Annotated in this window: 11 protein-coding genes and 1 pseudogene; 8 read left to right on the forward strand and 4 right to left on the reverse strand. The window is 74.7% G+C overall.

What is annotated here, in order from left to right:
• Positions 1-26: 26 nt before the first annotated feature.
• Positions 27-659: pseudogene (locus F9B16_RS54285) on the forward strand (CU044_5270 family protein); the annotation flags it as partial.
• A gap of 42 nt (positions 660-701) precedes the next feature.
• Here F9B16_RS54285 and F9B16_RS39205 read toward each other — a convergent pair.
• A complete protein-coding gene (locus F9B16_RS39205; protein ID WP_151545302.1) occupies positions 702-1,295 on the reverse strand; it encodes a pyridoxamine 5'-phosphate oxidase family protein in 594 nt (197 codons plus the stop codon).
• 483 nt (positions 1,296-1,778) lie between these two features.
• Here F9B16_RS39205 and F9B16_RS39210 point away from each other — a divergent pair, with 483 nt between their 5' ends.
• Both F9B16_RS39210 and F9B16_RS39215 read left to right on the forward strand, forming a co-directional pair.
• The gene (locus F9B16_RS39210) at positions 1,779-4,040 is read left to right on the forward strand and encodes an N-6 DNA methylase (protein WP_151545303.1); all 2,262 of its coding nucleotides are present in this window, start codon (positions 1,779-1,781) and stop codon (positions 4,038-4,040) included.
• Between the two features lie 38 nt (positions 4,041-4,078).
• On the forward strand, positions 4,079-4,294 hold the full coding sequence (locus F9B16_RS39215; protein WP_151545304.1) for a hypothetical protein: 216 nt from the start codon (positions 4,079-4,081) through the stop codon (positions 4,292-4,294).
• A 52-nt stretch (positions 4,295-4,346) separates the two neighbouring features.
• Here the strand turns inward: F9B16_RS39215 and F9B16_RS39220 are convergent, their stop codons facing one another.
• Positions 4,347-5,180: a helix-turn-helix domain-containing protein gene (locus tag F9B16_RS39220; RefSeq protein WP_192809209.1), complete on the reverse strand. Its 834-nt coding sequence runs from the start codon at positions 5,178-5,180 to the stop codon at positions 4,347-4,349.
• Positions 5,181-5,708: 528 nt separating this feature from the next.
• Here F9B16_RS39220 and F9B16_RS39225 point away from each other — a divergent pair.
• Genes F9B16_RS39225 through F9B16_RS39235 form a run of 3 tightly spaced genes read left to right on the forward strand, consistent with a single transcriptional unit; the run spans position 5,709 to position 12,784 of the window.
• The gene (locus tag F9B16_RS39225) at positions 5,709-11,513 is read left to right on the forward strand and encodes a type I polyketide synthase (RefSeq protein WP_225992343.1); all 5,805 of its coding nucleotides are present in this window, start codon (positions 5,709-5,711) and stop codon (positions 11,511-11,513) included.
• Complete coding sequence (locus F9B16_RS39230; RefSeq protein ID WP_192809210.1) at positions 11,510-11,944, forward strand: acyl-CoA thioesterase; 435 nt, start codon at positions 11,510-11,512, stop codon at positions 11,942-11,944. The genes F9B16_RS39225 and F9B16_RS39230 overlap by 4 nt, the downstream gene beginning before the upstream one ends.
• A gap of 36 nt (positions 11,945-11,980) precedes the next feature.
• Positions 11,981-12,784 carry a class I SAM-dependent methyltransferase gene (locus F9B16_RS39235; RefSeq protein WP_151545308.1) on the forward strand — a complete coding sequence of 268 codons (804 nt, stop codon included), beginning with the start codon at positions 11,981-11,983 and terminating at the stop codon, positions 12,782-12,784.
• A gap of 43 nt (positions 12,785-12,827) precedes the next feature.
• Here the strand turns inward: F9B16_RS39235 and F9B16_RS39240 are convergent, their stop codons facing one another.
• Positions 12,828-13,706 carry an alpha/beta fold hydrolase gene (locus F9B16_RS39240; RefSeq protein WP_151545309.1) on the reverse strand — a complete coding sequence of 293 codons (879 nt, stop codon included), beginning with the start codon at positions 13,704-13,706 and terminating at the stop codon, positions 12,828-12,830.
• A gap of 70 nt (positions 13,707-13,776) precedes the next feature.
• Here F9B16_RS39240 and F9B16_RS39245 point away from each other — a divergent pair, with 70 nt between their 5' ends.
• Positions 13,777-14,466 (forward strand): glycerophosphodiester phosphodiesterase, encoded by a 690-nt coding sequence (locus F9B16_RS39245; protein WP_151545310.1) that lies wholly within the window; start codon positions 13,777-13,779, stop codon positions 14,464-14,466.
• A gap of 88 nt (positions 14,467-14,554) precedes the next feature.
• Here the strand turns inward: F9B16_RS39245 and F9B16_RS39250 are convergent, their stop codons facing one another.
• A complete protein-coding gene (locus F9B16_RS39250) occupies positions 14,555-15,991 on the reverse strand; it encodes a DEAD/DEAH box helicase (RefSeq protein ID WP_225992344.1) in 1,437 nt (478 codons plus the stop codon).
• 570 nt (positions 15,992-16,561) lie between these two features.
• On the opposite strand from F9B16_RS39250, the gene F9B16_RS39255 reads away from it, so the two are divergent.
• On the forward strand, positions 16,562-17,705 hold a 1,144-nt coding region (locus F9B16_RS39255), incomplete at its 3' end, for a serine/threonine-protein kinase (RefSeq protein WP_151545312.1).

Consider the following 17,705-nt stretch of genomic DNA (forward strand, 5'->3'; position numbering starts at 1 on the left):
CGCCCTCCGGTGGCGGCCGCGCGGTCATGGGCCTCCTCGTCGGGACGGCCGCGGTGGCCGCCACCGTCGCGATCACGATGGCGCAGGTCGTGGCGCCGGAGGGCCACGGGTCGGCGACGGCCGCGGCCGGGGAGGTGCTGCGCGACGCCGCGGCCACCGCCCGCAGCGGCCCCCCGGTCGGGCCGGGCGCGTACAGCTACACGAGGGAGCTGATCGTCTACCTCGGCCAGCCGGAGACGCAGTGCCAGAAGACCTGGCTTCGGCGGGACGGTTCGCCGACGGCCGGAGGCGCCTTCCCGGAGCGGCACGGCGGCCACTGCGATCCCCATGAACCGGGTCGCTGGATGCCGACCCTCCGGCACGGCGACGCCGACCGGCGGCCGCACGCCGACGTCCGCACCCTGCCGACCGGCCCGTCCGCGCTCCGCGAGCGGCTGTACTCCGACGCCGCCCACGGCAGGGGCCAGAACGCGGACGACAAGGGGCCGCGTGACCAGCTCGTCTTCAACCGCATCGGCCGCCTGCTGCGCATGACGCTCCCGCCCGAGCTGCGGGCCGCGCTGTTCCAGACGCTCGCGACGGTCCCCGGCGTCGACGTCGTCCGCGGCGAGAGGGACGCGCTCGGACGGCAGGGGATCGCGCTGACCCGGTCCTTCGGCGGCGCGGGGGACGCGGCCCGCGCCCGGCCCCGCCGGGCGGGGTCACGCGTCGCGGGGGAGCGGCGGCAGCGGCAACGGCAGTCCGGGCAGCCCGTCGATGCTGGTCGCGACGTGCTCCTTCTTGTGGAAGTAGGCGTCGAGCGACTCGTCGGTCTCCCGCGCGAACCGCGACCCGTGCAGCGGGCGGTCCTCCTCGTACGACATGAACGGCACCGCGTACCCGCAGGTGTCGCGGATCTTCTCGGCCCTGACGACGATGATCGCGCGCAGCCCGTGCCGGGTCACGTCGATGTCCGGGAAGTGGCGCATCAGCCCGCCCCAGCGCGGATCGTCCCGGAACACCGGCTCGCCGCGCCCGTGTACCCGCACGATGTTCGGCGGGCCGTCGAACGCGCACCACATCAGCGTGATCCGGCCGTTCTCCCGCAGGTGGGCGATCGTCTCGGCGTTGCTGCCCGCGAAGTCGAGGTAGGCGACGGTCAGCTCGTCGAGCACCGCGAACGACCCGGCCAGGCCCTTCGGCGAGAGGTTGACGGTGCCGTTCCCGTCCAGCGGCGCCGTCGCGGTGAAGAAGATGTGCTGCGCCTCGATGAACTCCCGCAGCCTGCCCTCAATACGCTCATAACTCTTCCCCATCCCCCGAGTATGACCATCGCCTCCGCGAGCCGCCTAGGCGGAGCCTCTCGCAGGTGTGGAAAGGCCTTCCCGCTCGGTAGTCCTGGGCGCTTCCTTGATCCACAAGAGTCCACCGCTCCGTGTAACCGGATTCCATGTCCTACAGCGTGGACCTCCCGGCGGGCGGCGTTGACGGCCCGGCCGCGCTCTCCCTGCCCGTTCGCTCGGCCGAGGTCGTGATCTCTTACGGGACGAGCGCGCCAGCGACGGTAGTCTCAACAGAGAGCTGACAGATGGGTTATCAGTCGTTGCGTGAGGCTGCGTGCATACCGACGATCTCTGAGAGCTTGTTACTGCATATCAGCAGCGGGATATGTCGATCGACGATGCACGGACAAGCCCTGCACGGTGGTTGTCGCACTGAGGTGCGATGTTGTGCCTTCGACGCATCGTGCCTAGCGTCCTCTTCGTACCGAGGCCGAGCGGACGAGGTGAGAGGCGCTCATGGATGTGGCAGACGGGCGGCTGGTCAAGCGGAGCGAGATCGCCGAGCTGGCCGGGATCAAACGGGCGACGGTGACGAACTGGGAGCGGCGGCACGTCGGGTTCCCGAAGCCGCGGGTGTCCGGTGAGCTGGAGCTCTTCGAGCTCGGGAGCGTCGTGCGGTGGCTCGAGGGCCGTACCGTGCCGGTGGGGAATCTGCGCCGCGGTGAGGCGGAGGGAACGACCTACGCGGAACGGGTGCGGCGCGCGCTGGGGCGCGGTGAGGCAGGCAGGGGCACGGCGGGCCCCGAGGATCCGGACCGGGCGAAGAAGATTCTGGACGAACTGCACGGGCCGCCTGCCGATCGAGTGAGAGGGACCGGCCCGCATGCGGCCTACCTGACGCTTCTCGCCACGATGATCTTCCTGCGCGGCTGCGCGGCGCGGACCTGGGCGCGGGTGCGGGACCTGGTCGCGGAGGCCGTCCAGGAGCAGCGGCCGCCGGCGGCGCTGCTCAGGGAGCTCGGGGCGCTGAGCGACAAGGCGCTGCGCAGGAACGGGATCCGTCCAGGCGCCGAAGCCGCGTTCGGCGCGCTGCGGACGGAGGACGCGGGCGACATCGCGCACGTGGTGCGGTTGTGCGAGGGGCTGGGACGGGAGGGATTCCGGCTGCTCGTTGACCGGTTCGAGGAAACGGTGCGGCGGGGGAGCGAGGAGTTCTCGACGCCCGCGGAGATCATGCGGATGATGGCGGGCGTCCTGCTCCCCGACCCATCGGGGCCTCCGCTCCGCTGGCACGATCCGTACGCCCGCGCGGGCGAGGCGCTCGTCGCGGTGGTCGCGGCCGGGGGCGAGGCCGAGCTGTCCGGCGAGAGCCCGCATCAGGAGTCTCTGCGGTTAGCGGAGCTGCAGCTGGCGTTGTACTGCACGCGCGCCGAACTCAGGACGGGGACGGCCACCCCCTGGACGGGCACGGACCACCGCAGGTTCGACCGGATCCTGACCAACCCGCCGTTCAACCGGCCGGGCCGGGACTGGGGCGATCGGGCCTGGCCCTTCGGGACGCCTCCGGCGCGCAACGACAATCTCGCCTGGTTGCAGCACGTCTGGCAGTCGCTGGCGCCGGGCGGCCGGGCCGGGGTCGTGATGCCGAACGCGGCGGCGGACTCCGGCGACGCCGGGGAGCGTGCGATCCGCGGAGCGATGGTCGAGCGGGGCGCCGTGACCTGTGTCGTCTGGCTGCCGGGGCGGCTGTTCCCGGCCACCGGCATCGCGGTGACCGTCTGGTTCCTAGCCGCGCCGGGGACGGCCGGCGGCCCGGTGCTGCTCGTCGACGCCGCGAGGATGGGCACGACCCGCGGCGGGCGCCGCTTCCTCACCGACCGCGAGTGGGCCTCGATCGTCGAATGCCACGAGTCCTGGGAGAACGGCGACGAGGGCTTCGCCGACCTGCTCGAAGGCGCGGGAACGGCGTTGTCGGTGCCCGTCGAGAAGCTTCGGACGCAGGGATATTCGCTGAGTCCGTCCGACTACGCCGAGAAGGCGTCCGGCACCGCGCCGGCGGACGTGCCGGTTCCGCGGCCCGCCGACGCGTTGGGCGAGGCGCGGGAGCGGGTGGTCATCGCGGACCGTGCGGTCGACGGCATCCGGGTCGAAGCGGCGAAAGGGGCGTCCGCGGAGTGGCCGGTCGTGCGGCTGGGCGATCTGTGCGACGCGGTACCGGGGCCGAGCGGCACGCGGCTCAAGGAGGTCCGGCGCTCGGACGGCGGCGTGCCGCTCATCGCCCCCAAGCACATCCGGGGCGGGCGCGTCATCGCGTCCGACCCGGAGCTGATCGACCCGGAGGAGGCCGAGCGGCTGGTGCGTTTCCGGGTGGAGGACGGTGACCTCCTGGTCGTCCGAACCGGGTCGGCGGGCCGCGTCGCGCTCGTCACGCCCCGCGAGACCGGCTGGATCTACGCGACGAACCTGACGCGGCTGCGCTGCCGGAGGCCGGACGAGCTGGACCCGCGCTACCTGTTCGCCTACCTGTCCGCGCCCGCGGCCCAGGGGCGGATCGGCGACCTGGCCGCCAGGGCGACCGTCATCCAGTCCCTCGGCAAGGGGCGCTTCGAGGAGTGGCGGCTGCCGTTGCCGCCGCTCGCCGAGCAGCGCCGCGTCGGCGACGCGGTGCACGCCCTGGACGAGCAGGTCACGGCGCACCGCGCGCTGGCGGACGAGGCCGCGCGGACCCGCGACGCGCTCGCCGCCGGCCTCGTCACCGGTCTGCTGTCCGCCCGCTGAACCTTCGCATCGAGCACACGATCTGGGAGAAGACCGTCATGCACGCATCGTCGAACACGCTGCGGACCCTGTTCGTCACCGTGGCGCTGCTGATCGGGAGCAACGCGGGCTGGGCCGCCGGGGTCCTGCGCGGGTCGGACGGCCATTCCGTCGCGGACGCCGTCCAGTTCGCCGCCGGGACGTTCGGGAGCGGCGTCCTGCTTGTCCTCGCGGTGATCGGGTTCTGGTACGGGTCGCAGAACCGGGAGCCGTGACCCGCGTCCGTCGCCACGGTGCCGCCGCGGCGGCACCGAGGCGACGCCGTCGTTATTGGGTGGCGAGGGTGGTTCGGGTGGTCTCCAGGAGGGTGCGGGAGGCGGCGGGGGTGAGGGCCTTCTCCTCGACGAGCTTCCAGGTGTCCCAGAGGTCGGCCTGGGCGGTGTCGATGCCGAGGGCGGAGTGGACGAGGGAGATCCGCTCGGTGACGCCGGGGAACTCCAGGACGTCGAAGGCGCCGTGCAGGCCGGGGTACGCGCCGACGCCCGCGGGGACGACGCGGACGGTGGCGTGGGCGCCCGCGGCGAGGTCGAGCAGGTGCGTGACCTGGGCGTGCAGCACGCCGGCGTGCGGGCCGGGGCATTGCAGCATGTAGCCGTCGATGATGACGTCGAGGGTGCGGGGCTCGCCGAAGGGGCGGTGCTCCTGGCGGTTGCGGAGCAGGTCCCACTCCTCGTCGGGGTCCGTCTCACGGTGGCCGAAGACCAGGCGGGCGTACTCCTCGCACCAGGTGAGCTCGGGCATGCGGGAGATGCCGAACGTGTGGATGTACGGGGACTCCGACTCGACGGTGTAGATGTCGCGGACGAGGGCCTTGAGGCGGCCGACGTGGCGGGCCAGCCAGGGCGGGCCGGCGGGGCGGGCCGCGAGGTCGACCAGGACGGCGCGGACCTTGTCCGGCACGCCGTAGGCGTCGAGGACCGCGCCGACCTGCTCGGGGGTGGCGTCGCCGAAGCCCGTCTCGACGCGGGCGAGCCAGTCGGCGTCGCGGCCGACGAGGGCGGCGGCGTCGGGGTAGGACAGCTCGAGGAGCTCCCGGATCTTCCGCAGCTGCTGCCCGAGGCTGCGCGCGTTGATGTTCGGGGCTCGGTAATCCACCGGCATGCTCCCAGCGTAGGAGCAGTCCGGTTCCGGTGTGCGGCTTTCCGGTCGCGGGGTGTGACGATCCTCGCGGCGGGACGGTTGAATTTTCATTTTCCGGGGGTGGGGCTATTGGCTTCGCCGTCCATTAAATGGGTGCGATATCACGGTCGGCGGCGTCGCGGTCGCGGTGTGTGCAGCGAAACGGTCAAAAGGGCATGGGGGACCTCTTCGAGGGGCGGTCGGGGGGAAACGTGCAGTGCGGGGACGGCCGGGCCGAGAATGGCTTCCAGTGGGGCGAAAATTTGTCATCGGTCGAGGGGTCCGGCCGCTTGACGTCGGCGAGAGTGCTTGCCTACAGTCGAGTAACTTAGGTTGATCTTGGGGTGGAGCGGGCGCCGGCGTGGTCGCCCGCGCGCTCCCGGGACGCCATTCGCGGCGGTCGCCGTATTTCTTTCACTCATCCGCGCGGTGGTCATTCCGGCATGCCCGGATTCCGTCGCGCGGGAAACAGCAGACCGTTCGCCGCCCCGCGTTATGGAGGGTTTTTCCGTGAGTTCTCGAATAGCGATCGTCGGCATGGCGTGCCGGTTCCCGGACGCCGCGACCCCCGGCGAGCTGTGGGACAACGTGCTGGCCGGGCGCCGCTCGTTCCGGCGCATCCCGTCCCAGCGGATCAGGCTGGACGACTACTACAGCGCCGACCGCGACGCCGCCGACCAGATCTACATCACCGAGGCCGCGCTGCTGCGCGACTGGGAGTTCGACCGGGTCCGCTTCAAGGTCGCCGGGTCGACGTTCCGCAACGCGGACCTGACGCACTGGCTGGCGCTGGAGACGGCGGCGGAGGCGCTGGCCGACGCCGGGTTCCCGGAGGGGCGCGGCGCGCCGGGCGAGACCACCGGGGTGCTGGTCGGCAACTCGCTGACCGGTGAGGGCATCCGGGCGGCGCAGATGCGGCTGCGCTGGCCGTACGTGCGGCGGGTGGTGGCGGACGCGCTCAAGGACGACGTGGCGGGCGACCGGCTCGCGGCGCTGCTGGCGGAGCTGGAGCACTCCTACAAGGCGCCGTTCCCGGTGCCGGACGGCGACTCGCTGGCCGGCGGGCTGTCCAACACGATCGCCGGGCGGATCTGCAACCACTTCGACTTCAACGGCGGCGGCTACGTCGTGGACGGCGCGTGCGCGTCGTCGCTGCTGTCGGTCATCACCGCCTGCAACGCGCTGGTCTCCGGCGACATGGACCTCGCGGTCGCGGGCGGCGTCGACATCAGCGTGGACGCGACGGAGCTGATCGGGTTCTCCCGGGCGGGCGCGCTGGCCGTCGAGGAGATGCGGGTCTACGACCAGCGGTCGGCCGGGTTCTGGCCCGGCGAGGGCTGCGGGATGGTCGTGCTGATGCGCGAGGAGGACGCGGTCGCGCGGGGCCACCACGTACACGGGTTCGTCGACGGGTGGGGCGTGTCGTCCGACGGCGCGGGCGGCATCACCCGCCCGGAGACCGACGGGCAGCGGCTCGCGCTGGACCGGGCGTACCGGCGCGCCGGGTTCGGCCCGGACGAGGTCGGCTACTTCGAGGGCCACGGCACCGGGACGGCGGTCGGCGACGCGGCGGAGCTGGAGACGCTGATCGAGGCGCGGCGCGCGGCGGGCGCGGGCGGGGTCCCGGCGGCGGTCGGCTCGATCAAGGCGAACATCGGGCACACGAAGGCGGCGGCGGGCATCGCCGGGCTGATCAAGGGCGTGAAGGCGGCCGGGACCGGTGTGCTGCCGCCGACGACGGGGTGCGAGCGGCCGCATCCGCTGCTGGACGAGGGCGGCGACGCGCTGCGCGTCCTGCGCAAGGGCGAGGCGTGGCCGGAGGGCGTGCCGCTGCGCGCGGGCGTCAGCGCGATGGGCTTCGGCGGCATCAACACGCACGTGGTGGTCGAGGCGCCGCGGCCGTCCCGCCGCGCGCGCGTCGGCAACCGCACCCGGTCGGTGATCAACTCGCCGCAGGACGCGGAGCTGTTCGCGCTGGACGCCGACTCACCGGCGGCGCTGGCCGAGCGCGCGACCGCGCTGGCCGCGGTGGCGGAGGCGGCGGCGCGGTCGGAGCTGCCCGACCTCGCCGCGCACCTGGCCGGACGGCTGGACCGGCGGCCGTGGCGCGCCGCCGTCGTCGCGAGCGCCCCGGCGAAGCTCGCGGCGAGCCTGCGCCGCGTCGCCGAACTCGCGGAGGCGGAGACCGCCCGGCACATCGACCCGGCGGCCGGCGTGTTCGTCGGCGGGCCGGGCGGGCTGCCGCGCATCGTGTTCCTGTTCCCGGGCCAGGGTTCGGGCACCCGTTCGGACGGCGGGGCGCTGCGCCGCCGCTTCGACGCGGTCGACGAGCTGTACGAGGCGGCCGCGCTGCCGGCCGGCGCCGACCAGGTGGAGACGGCGGTGGCGCAGCCGCGCATCGCGACCGCGTCGGCGGCCGGGCTGCGGGTGCTGACCGGGCTCGGCGTGCAGGCGCAGGCGGCGGTCGGGCACAGCCTCGGCGAGATCACCGCGCTGCACTGGGCGGACGCCCTCGACGAGGACGCGCTGCTGCGGATCGCGGCGGCGCGCGGCGCGACGATGAGCGAGCTGGCCGAGGACGGCGGGTCGATGGCGGGCGTGTCCGCCGGCGCGGAGACCGTCGCGGCGCTGCTCGCCGAGCAGGACGACGGCGTCGTCATCGCGGGGCACAACGGGCCGAAGCAGACCGTGGTGTCCGGGCCGTCCGACGGGCTGCTGCGGGTGATCGGGCGCGCGACCCGGGCGGGGCTGCAGGCCGTCCGGCTGCCGGTGTCGCACGCGTTCCACTCGCCGCTGGTCGCGCCCGCCGCCGACGCGTTCGCCGGACGCCTCGCCGGCGAGCCGCTCGCCGGGCCGCGCCGCCAGGTGTTCTCGACCGTGACCGGTGCGCCGCTGGCCGCCGCGACGGCGCCGGACGAGCTGCGCGGCCTGCTGCGCGAGCAGATCACCGCGCCGGTCCTGTTCGCCGAGGCGCTCTCGGCCGCCGCCGACGGTGCCGACCTGCTGATCGAGGTCGGGCCCGGGCAGGTCCTCACCCATCTGGCCCGGGAGATCACCGGGGTCCCGGCCGTCGCGACCCGCACCGACGAGGACTCGCTCGGCGGGCTGCTCGCCGCGCTCGGCGCCGCGTTCGCCGCGGGCGCGGGCGTCCGCGTCGCCGACCTGTTCGCCGACCGGCTGATCCGCCCGTTCGACCCGGACGCCGAGCCGGTGTTCATCTACAACTTCTGCGAGGACGTCCCGGAGGTGGACGCGGGGCTGCTCGCCGCCGCGTCCGCGCGAGCGGCCGCCAGCGGGGGCACGCCGGCCGGTGAGGTCCCGGGTGAGGTCGACACGGGCGACCCGCTGATGCTTATGCGCACGCTGGTGGCGCGCCGCGCCGAGTTCCCGTTGGAGGCCGTCCAGGCGGACAGCAAGTTCCTCGACGACCTGCACCTCAGCTCGATCGTGGTGTCGGAGCTGGTCGGTGAGGCGATGCGGACCCTCGACCTGGCCGAGACCGCCGCGCCGACCGGCTACGCGACCGCGACGCTCGGCCAGGTCGCCGAGACGCTTCAGGAGCTCGTGGCGACCGGCGGAGCGGGAGGCGACGACGCGGAGGCCGCCGCCGCGAAGATCGTCCCGCCGGGGGTCGGCCCGTGGGTGCGGGCGTTCGCGGTGGACCGCCGCGAGACCGCCGCGCCCGGACGCGCCGCCCCGCGCACCCCGGGTGCCTGGCAGGTCGTCGGCGACCACCCGGCCGCGACCGCGCTGCGCGAGGCGCTGGAGGCGGCGGAGCTGGGCGAGGGCGTGCTGGTGATCGTCCCGCCCGGAGAGGAGCGGCTCGCGACGCTGCGCGCGGGCGCCGGCGCGGTGCTCGCGGGCAAGGACGTGACGCGCTGCGTGATCGTCCAGGACGGGCCCGGCGCGGCCGGGTTCGCGAAGACGCTGCACCTGGAGGCGCCCTGGGTGGCGACCACCGCCGTGTCCGCCGACCTCGCCGATCCCGCGACGCCCGGACGCGTCGCGGCCGACGCCGCCGCCACGGTCCGGTTCCGCGAGGTGATCCACGACGGCGGCGTCCGCCGCGAGCCCGTCCTCGCGCCGGTCGCGCCGCAGGGCACCGACCTGCCGCTCGGCCCGGACGACGTCCTGCTCGTCACGGGCGGCGGCAAGGGCATCTCCGCCGAGTGCGCGCTCGCGCTGGCCCGCGAGAGCGGCGCGAAGCTCGCCCTGGTCGGACGGTCCGACCCGGCCGGCGACGACGAGCTGACCGCCAACCTCGAACGCATGCGGGCCGCCGGCGTCACCGCCCGCTACCTGCGCGCCGACGTCACCGACGCCGCCCGGGTCGCCGCGATCGTCGCCGAGGCGGAGGCGGAGCTCGGGACGGTCACCGCCGTCCTGCACGGCGCCGGCGGCAACGTTCCGAAGCTGCTCGAAGAGCTGACCGACGACGACTACGCCCGCACGATCGACCCCAAGGTCGCCGGGCTGGAGGCCGTCCTCGCCGCCGTCGACACCGCGCGGCTGCGGCTCGTCGTCACGTTCGGCAGCATGACCGGACGCGCCGGGCTGCGCGGCGAGGCCCACTACGCCGTCGCCAACGAGTGGCAGAGCGACCTGGTCGAGCGGCTCGCCGCCGAGCTGCCGCACTGCCGGTTCCGCGCCGTCGAGTGGTCGCTGTGGTCGGGCGTCGGGATGGGCGAGCGGCTCGGGTCGGTCGAGAACCTGTCCCGCGCCGGCGTCACCACGATCACCCCGGACCAGGGCGTCGCGATGCTGCGCGCGCTGGTCGCCGACCCGGACGCGCCCGTCGTCGCCGTCGTCACCGGACGGTTCGGCGAGATGCCGACCGTGTCGTTCGGCGCGGACGAGCCGCCGCTGCTGCGGTTCCTGGAGCGGACCCGGGTGAACTACCCCGGCATCGAGCTGGTCGCCGACGCCGAGGTCACCTGGGCGAGTGACCCGTACCTCGCCGAGCACGTGTTCGGTGGCGGCACCGAGGCCGTCCTGCCCGGCACCGTCGGCATGGAGATCATGGCGCAGGCCGCGGCGGCGCTGCTCGGCCTCGACACCGAGGCGGGCTCGGGGGCGGGTGCCGCGCCGGTCCTCACCGACGTGGAGTTCCTGCGGGCGATCGCCATCGCGCAGGACGCCGCGGTGACCGTCCGCGTCGCGGCGCTGCGCGACGAGTCCGGCGCCGTCACGACCGTGGTGCGGTGCAGCACCACCAGCTTCCAGGTGGACCACTTCCGGGCGGTCTGCGAGGCCCCGGCCGCGACGCCGAAGGGCAACGGGCTCGTCCGGCCGGAGGACGCCGCGCTGCCGCCGATGGCGATCGACCCGCAGACCGAGCTGTACGGGCCGATGCTGTTCCACGGCCCCCGGTTCCGGCTGATGGGCGACATCCGGCGCGCCGACGCCACGCACGTCACCGCGCGGCTGCTGCCCGACACCCGCGTCGGCTGGTTCGGCCGCTACCTGCCCGCCACGCTGCTGCTCGGCGACCCCGCCGCCCGCGACGCCTACATGCAGCCGCTCGCGCTGTGCGCGCCGACCGTCCTCGCGATCCCGGCGGGCGTGCGGCGGCTTGTCCCCGGCCCGCAGGCCGGCGCCACGCCCGCGTTCGTCCACGCTCGCTACCGGACGGCCGAGGACTGCTGGGACATGGAGGTCACCGACGCGGACGGCGAGCTGATCGAGACCTGGGAGGGCTTCACGACCCGGATGGTGGAGAAGTTCCCGCTGCCCGCTGGCTGGGTGCCCGCCCTCCTCGGCCCCTACGTCGAGCACGCGCTCGTCGCGTTCGGCCTGGCCGGGCGCGCGGCCGTCGACACCGACCCGGACGGCGCGTCCCGGCGCGAGGTCGCCGGGCTGATCGTCCGGCGCCTCCTCGGCGGGGACGTCGCGCTGCGGCACCGCCCGGACGGCAAGCCGGAGGCGAGCAGCGGCGAGACCGTGTCGGTCGCGCACTGCTCCGGCGTCACCCTCGCGACCAGCACCCCGGGCTGCGACCTGGAGCTGGTCACCGCGCGCGACCGCGACGCCTGGGCCGGCCTGCTCGGCGCGGACGGCCTCGCCCTCGCCGAAGCACTCACCGAGCAATCCGAGAACGCCGAGGACTTCGACACGGCCGCGACGCGCGTGTGGGCCGCGGGCGAGTCGGCGGTCAAGGCCGGGCTGCCCGCCGGGACGCCGTTCACCCTGCACTCCACCCACGAGGACGGCTGGGCCGTGCTGGCCGCCGGGAACGTCCGCGTCGCGACCATGGCGACCGGCGTCCGGGGCATCGCGGAGCCCGTCGTGCTCGCCGTCCTGACGGAGGAAGCGTGAGGGGCTACGAGTACCGGCACGTCGTCACCATCGAGGACACCGACCTGCTCGGCAACGTCAACTACGTCAACTACATCAGGTGGCAGGGCCGCGCCCGCGAGCTCTGCCTGCGCGAGTACACCCCCGACGTCGTCGCCGGGTTCGGCGACGGGGTGCGGCTGCTCACCGTCAGCTGCCAGTGCGAGTACCTCCGCGAGCTGACGATCTTCGACGAGGTGATCGTCCGGATGACGCCCGGCGAGGTCGGCCAGACCCAGATGACCATGAGGTTCGAGTACTGGCGGCAGCGCCCGGGCGGCGAGGAGCTCGTCGCCACCGGGGAGCAGCGCGTCGCCTGCGTCCGCCCCGACGCCGACGGGAACATGGCGCCCGCCCGGCTCCCCGAGTCGATGCGCCGCCTCGTCGACGCCGTCACCGCCGGCCGCCGCTGAGCCGCCGCCGAGCCCGCCGCCGAAAGGAGAACGACCATGGAAGGCGTGTCCGCGACGGCCCGCTGGACGGCCGCCGCCCGCGCGGTGGAGTCCCGACGCCCCGACGCCCTGTTCACCGACGACCTCGCCGAGGCCCTCGCCGGTCCCGAGGGCTTCGCCCGCTGGGAACGCTACGACAACCCCGGCACCACCGAGTTCCTCGCCATCCGCACCCGCTGGCTCGACGAGGTGATCGCGAGGTCCGCGCACACCCAGGTCGTCCTGGTCGCGGCGGGTCTCGACACCCGCTCGGCCCGGCTGGCCTGGCCGGCCGGGACCGTCCTGTACGAGCTCGACCAGGCCGACCTCATGGAGGGGAAGGAGAAGAGGCTCGCCGAGCTGGACGTCCGGCACCGCTGCGACCGGCGCGGCATCGGCACCGACCTGACCGGCCCGTGGGACGCGCCTTTGCGCGCCGCCGGGTGGACCCCGTCCGTCCCCACCCTGTGGATCGTCGAGGGCCTGCTGTTCTACCTGGCCGAGGACGCCGCCCGCGCGCTCCTCGCCCGGCTCGCGGCGCTGTCGGCGCCCGGCAGCGTCCTCGCCGGGGACCTGCTGTCCCACCAGTCGATGATCAGCGAGTTCACCCGGGACGGCCTCGCGCGGCTGCGCGCCGACGGCTGCCCCTGGCTGTGGGGCAGCGACCGCCCCGAGGACGTCCTCGCCGCGTGCGGCTGGACGCCCGGGGAGGTGCGGCTGCCGGGCGAGGAGGGCGCCTCGTTCGGCCGCTGGCCGTGGCCGCCGCTCGCCCGCGACACCAAGGGCCTCCCGATGAACTACCTGTTCACCGCGGCCGTCTGAGCGGCCCCTGGCGGGCCGCGGCGCGCGCCGCGGCCCGCCGGGATCACTTCAGCGTGTGCTCGGACTGGTTCCAGAAGTCGGACAGGGCGGCGGCGGTCGTCTCCGGCGCCTCCCAGGCGGGCGAGTGCGCGGCGCTCGGGATCACGACCTTCGCCGCGCCCAGCCGCTCCGCCATCTCCGCCTGGACGCGCGGGTCCCACACGTCGTCGTCCTCGCCGTACAGGACGAGGACGCGCAGGCCCGTGTCGCCGCAGTGCTTGGCGAGCTCGTCCACGCGGTCGGGAGCGGTGAGGATCTCGCGGGACATCCCGACGAGCCCGGCCTCGGAGTTGCCGAGCGTCCGGTCCTTCAGGAACGCCAGGATCTCCGCCTGGACGCCGCTCGCGACGTAGTCGGGCTCCATGCCGATGCTCCAGATCGCGGCCATGCCCAGCTCGGGGATCGCGTCCCGCAGCGCCCGCGCCTTGTCCGCCGACGGCCCCGTCACGGCGGACGGCCCGGAGCTCATCAGCGTCAGCGACGCCGGCCGCGCCGGCCCCGCCAGCACCGCCTCCCGCGCCACCAGCCCGCCGAACGAGTGCCCCACCAGGTGCACCGGGTCCGGGCCGAGGGCCTCCAGCAGCGCGACGAGGTCGGCGCCGAGGGCCGCGCGGCCGTAGGCGTCCGGGTCGTCCGGGCCCGGCGTCTCGTGCTGCCCCCGCATGTCTATCGCGACGACGCGGCGGCCGGACGCGGCGAGCGTCGGCAGCATCGCGAGGAAGTCCTCCTTGCTGCCGGTCAGGCCCGGCACGAGGAGGGCGGGACACCGCTCGGGCACCCGCGACCCCGGGAGCGCCTCCAGCACGGCGAACGGGCCGCGGGACGTCTCGACGATCGTCCGGCTCACGCCGGGGGGCAGGGTCAGGAACCGGGGCGTACTCACGGAGTGCAACCATACTAAACGGGCATCCGCCGGCCACCGGCCCGAAACCCCGCGGTGGTAGCGTCGCAGCGTGCGAGCGAAGCCGGCGATCTCGGCGCATCGGCGGGACGAGGCGGGCCTGAACGGCCTGCGGGACGCGGTCGGCTCGGGGGCCGAGTACGTCGAGATCGACGTCCGGCGCACCGGCGACGGGCGGCTCGTCGTGCACCACGACCGCGAGGTCGGCGGGCTGCCGCTGGCACGGCTGTCCTACCGGCGGGCGAAGGAACTGTCACCCCGGCCGCTGCCGCTGGTGGACGAGGCCATGGAGATCATCGCCGCGTCCGGCGCGCAGGGCCACCTGGACCTGAAGGAGCGCGGCTGCGAGCACGAGACCGTCGCGCTCGCGATCGACGCGTTCGGGCCCGGCCGGTTCGTCGTGACGACCCGCGAGGTGACCTCGCTCGTCGAGATCAAGAAGAGCTTCCCGCGGACCCGGACGGCCCTGTCGGTGGGCCGCAACCTGTGGGAGCCGGGCGTCGCCCGCGACCTCGCGCCGCTGCGGCAGATCCGCCGCGCCGGCGCCGACATGGTCGCGCTCAACCACCGGCTCGCCCGCGTCGGGGTGCTGCGCCAGTGCGGCCGCGCCGGGATCCCCGCGATGATCTGGACCGTCAACGCCGAGCCGCTGATGCGCCGCTTCCTCGGCGACCCGCGCGTCGCCGTCCTCGTCACCGACCACCCCGACACCGCCCTCAGCATGCGGGACAACGGTCGCTGACGACCGCCGCTCCGGCGGGCGGGCCATGCCCGGAAAACGGACAACCGCGAGAGCACGGGGCGGGCCGTGTCTCGCGGTCGCGTGATCGTCAGGCCGTCTGGGTGGCCTCGGTCGTGTCGGCGGCGGGCTGGCCGGCGCGGGTGCGGCGCCGGGTGCGGCTCCGCTTGCGCTCGGTGGCGACGGCGTCGACGACGTTGTCGGACGCCCCGTCCGCGGACGCGGCGGCGCCGCTCTCGGTCGCCTTGCCCTCGATCGGCTTCCCGCCGCGGGTGCGGGTCCGGGCGCGCTTGCGGCGGCGGGGGCGCGGGCGCTCCCGCTCCTCGCGGCGCGCGGTGCTGCGCACCTTGCCGGTCTCGCCGATGTCCTCCAGCTCCTCGGCGTCCAGCCCGGCCCGCTCGTGGCGGTGCTCCTTCGGCAGGGTGCCCTTCGTGCCCTCGGGGATGCCGAGCGCCTCGAAGAAGTGCGGGGAGGTGGAGTAGGTCTCCTCCGGCGCCGCGAACGGCAGGTCGAGCGTGCTGTTGATCAGCTTCCACCGGGTCAGGTCGGCCCAGTCGATCAGCGTGACCGCGACGCCCTCCTTGCCCGCGCGGCCGGTGCGGCCGATGCGGTGCACGTAGGTGTCGGCGCTGTCCGGGCACTCGTAGTTGACGACGTGCGTGACGTCGTCGACGTCGAGGCCGCGGGCCGCCACGTCGGTGGCGACCAGCACGCCGATCTTGCCGTTGCGGAACGCGCGCAGCGCCCGCTCGCGCTGGCTCTGCCCGAGGTCGCCGTGCACGGCGGCGGCGTCGAAGCCGCGCTGCGCCAGGTCGGCGGCGACCCGGTCGCAGGCCCGCTTGGTCTGGCAGAAGATCATCGTCAGCCCGCGGCCCTCGGCCTGCAGCAGCCGCGCCAGCATCTCCGGCTTGTCCATCTGGTGGGCCTGGAAGACGTGCTGGACGACCTGCGGCGTCGCGTCGGACTCGGCGTGCGACTCGGCCCGCACGTTCGTGGGCCGGGTCAGGTAGCGGCGCGACAGCGCGACGATCTCGCCCGGCATGGTCGCCGAGAACATCATCGTCTGCCGCTGCGCGGGGATCCGGTCGATGATCCGCTCGATGTCGGGCAGGAACCCGAGGTCGAGCATGCGGTCGGCCTCGTCCAGCACCAGCACGCCGACCTGCGAGAGGTCCAGGTGCTTCTGCTTGACCAGGTCGAGCAGCCGGCCCGGGGTGCCGACGACGACGTCGACGCCCTCGCGCAGCGCGTCGATCTGCGGCTCGTAGGCGCGGCCGCCGTACACCGACAGCACGCGGGTGCCGAGCTTGCCGCCGGCGACCAGCAGGTCGTCGGTGACCTGCAGGGCCAGCTCGCGGGTCGGCGCGACGACGAGCGCCTGCGGCTTCTTGCCGCCGTGCTCGATGCGCTGGAGCAGCGCCGCGCCGAACGCCAGCGTCTTGCCGGTGCCGGTGCGGGCCTGCCCGATGATGTCGTGGCCGCCCAGCGCGATCGGCAGGGCGAGCTCCTGGATGGGGAACGCTTCCACGATGCCCTCGGCCTGCAGGGCATCGGCTATCTCGGGGACGACCCCGAGTTCACGAAAGGTAGTCAGGGCTTTCAGCCTCCAATATGCGGGGTCCTCGCTCCCCGGTGCGGCGCGGCTCGGCGCCCACGTCGGCCGGATGCCGGTGGGCGGGCCCGTCAGGGGCGCTCTCGATCGAGGTCACAGTGGCCGCCGGCGGGACTCCGCCGTCCGGGCGCGTCCGCCGATCGCTTCCTGTGGCCGCGCGCTCGCGCGGGAGGGACCAGCCGTCAATCAAAATGTCTCGGCGACCGCAGTCAGGGGTTGAAAGCAGTCACTCGCTGTGGCTGCGTGCGGTCACACTCCGCCACGCAGTGTACCGACCGTCAGTTGCATACACCAATAGCCGATCACTGGACCCAACGTTTCCGCGTTTTCGTCTATTCCATCCCCGCTCGCCAGCGCCGATCCGTGGCGTGGAACGGGCCCGGACGGACCGGCGCGGGGCCCCGCCCCGGCGGCCACATCCGGACACCCGGGGGCACGGACGATCACCGGTTGCCGAGGGCCGTCCGGTGCCCCAGATTGAGGGGCATGATCGAACCGTCCGGGGCCGTGCCGTCCGGCGCCGAACCGTCCGAGGCCGCCCCCGCCCCCGCGCCCGCCGAGCCGCCGTCCGCCGTGGAGTCCGCCGTGGAGCCCGCTGAGACGCCCGCTGAGGCGCCTTCCGCGGAACAGCCGTCCGCTGGGCCTCCCGCCGCGGGGCCGCCGCCTGTGGGGCCGTCGCCGTCCGCTGAGGCGCCGCCGTGGCGGGTCGAGGGGTTCACCGAGGTGCGGGAGCTGGGCGCGGGCGCGCAGGGCCGGGTGGTGCTGGCGCGGCACGCGGCGGCCGGCGCACCGGTCGCGATCAAGTACCTGGTCCGCCGGGACGGCGACGACGCCGCGATCGAGCGGCTGCGCGCGGAGGCGGTGATGCTCGGGCGCGTCGACGACCCGCACGTCGTCCGGCTCTACCGGTTCGTCAGCGCCGCGCGCGGGGCCGCGCTCGTGATGGAGGCGGTGGACGGGGTCTCGCTCAAGCGGATCCTGGCCGAGCACGGCGCGCTGGAGCCGGAGGCGGCGCTCACGGTACTGAAGGGGTCCCTGCGGGGCCTCGCGGCCGCCCACGCCGTGGGCGTGGTGCACCGCGACTACAAGCCCGCCAACGTCGTCGTCCGGGCGGACGGGCTGAGCAAGCTGATCGACTTCGGGATCGCGACCGCGGCCGGGGACGGCGCCGGGTCCGGGACGCCCGCGTACATGGCGCCCGAGCAGTGGGAGCGGCGGCCCGCCTCGCCGGCCACCGACGTGTACGCCGCGACCTGCGTGTTCTTCGAGTGCGTCACGGGCGGCCGGCCGTTCTCCGGGGATCTGGCGGCGCTGCGGGCCGGCCATCTGCACGGCGCCGTACCGGCGGACCGCGTGCCGGCGGGGCTGCGCGACCTGATCGTCCGGGGGATGGCCAAGTCTCCGGAGGAGCGCCCGCCGGGCGCAGCCGCGTTCGCCGCCGAACTGGAGGCGGCCGCCGCGGCGGCGTACGGGCCGGCTTGGGAGAGGCGGGGCGTGCGCGCGCTGGCGGGTGCGGCCGTGGCGTTCGCGGCCGTGTTCCCGCTGGCCGCCGCCGGGCTGGTCCCCGCGACAGCGGGAGGCGCTGCGGCAGGCGGGGCGGCGGGCGGCGCTGCGGCTGGAGGTGCGGCTG

This window comes from Actinomadura montaniterrae (assembly GCF_008923365.1).
In the GTDB taxonomy this organism is placed as follows: Bacteria; Actinomycetota; Actinomycetes; order Streptosporangiales; family Streptosporangiaceae; genus Spirillospora; species Spirillospora montaniterrae.

What these genes read in the sequence shown, in the direction of transcription:
- F9B16_RS39215 (WP_151545304.1), top strand. Translation starts at nt 4,079, where the DNA reads ATGCACGCATCGTCGAACACGCTGCGGACCCTGTTCGTCACCGTGGCG.
- F9B16_RS39210 (WP_151545303.1), top strand. Translation starts at nt 1,779, where the DNA reads ATGGATGTGGCAGACGGGCGGCTGGTCAAGCGGAGCGAGATCGCCGAG.
- F9B16_RS39205 (WP_151545302.1), bottom strand. Translation starts at nt 1,295, where the DNA reads ATGGGGAAGAGTTATGAGCGTATTGAGGGCAGGCTGCGGGAGTTCATC.
- F9B16_RS39220 (WP_192809209.1), bottom strand. Translation starts at nt 5,180, where the DNA reads ATGCCGGTGGATTACCGAGCCCCGAACATCAACGCGCGCAGCCTCGGG.
- F9B16_RS39235 (WP_151545308.1), top strand. Translation starts at nt 11,981, where the DNA reads ATGGAAGGCGTGTCCGCGACGGCCCGCTGGACGGCCGCCGCCCGCGCG.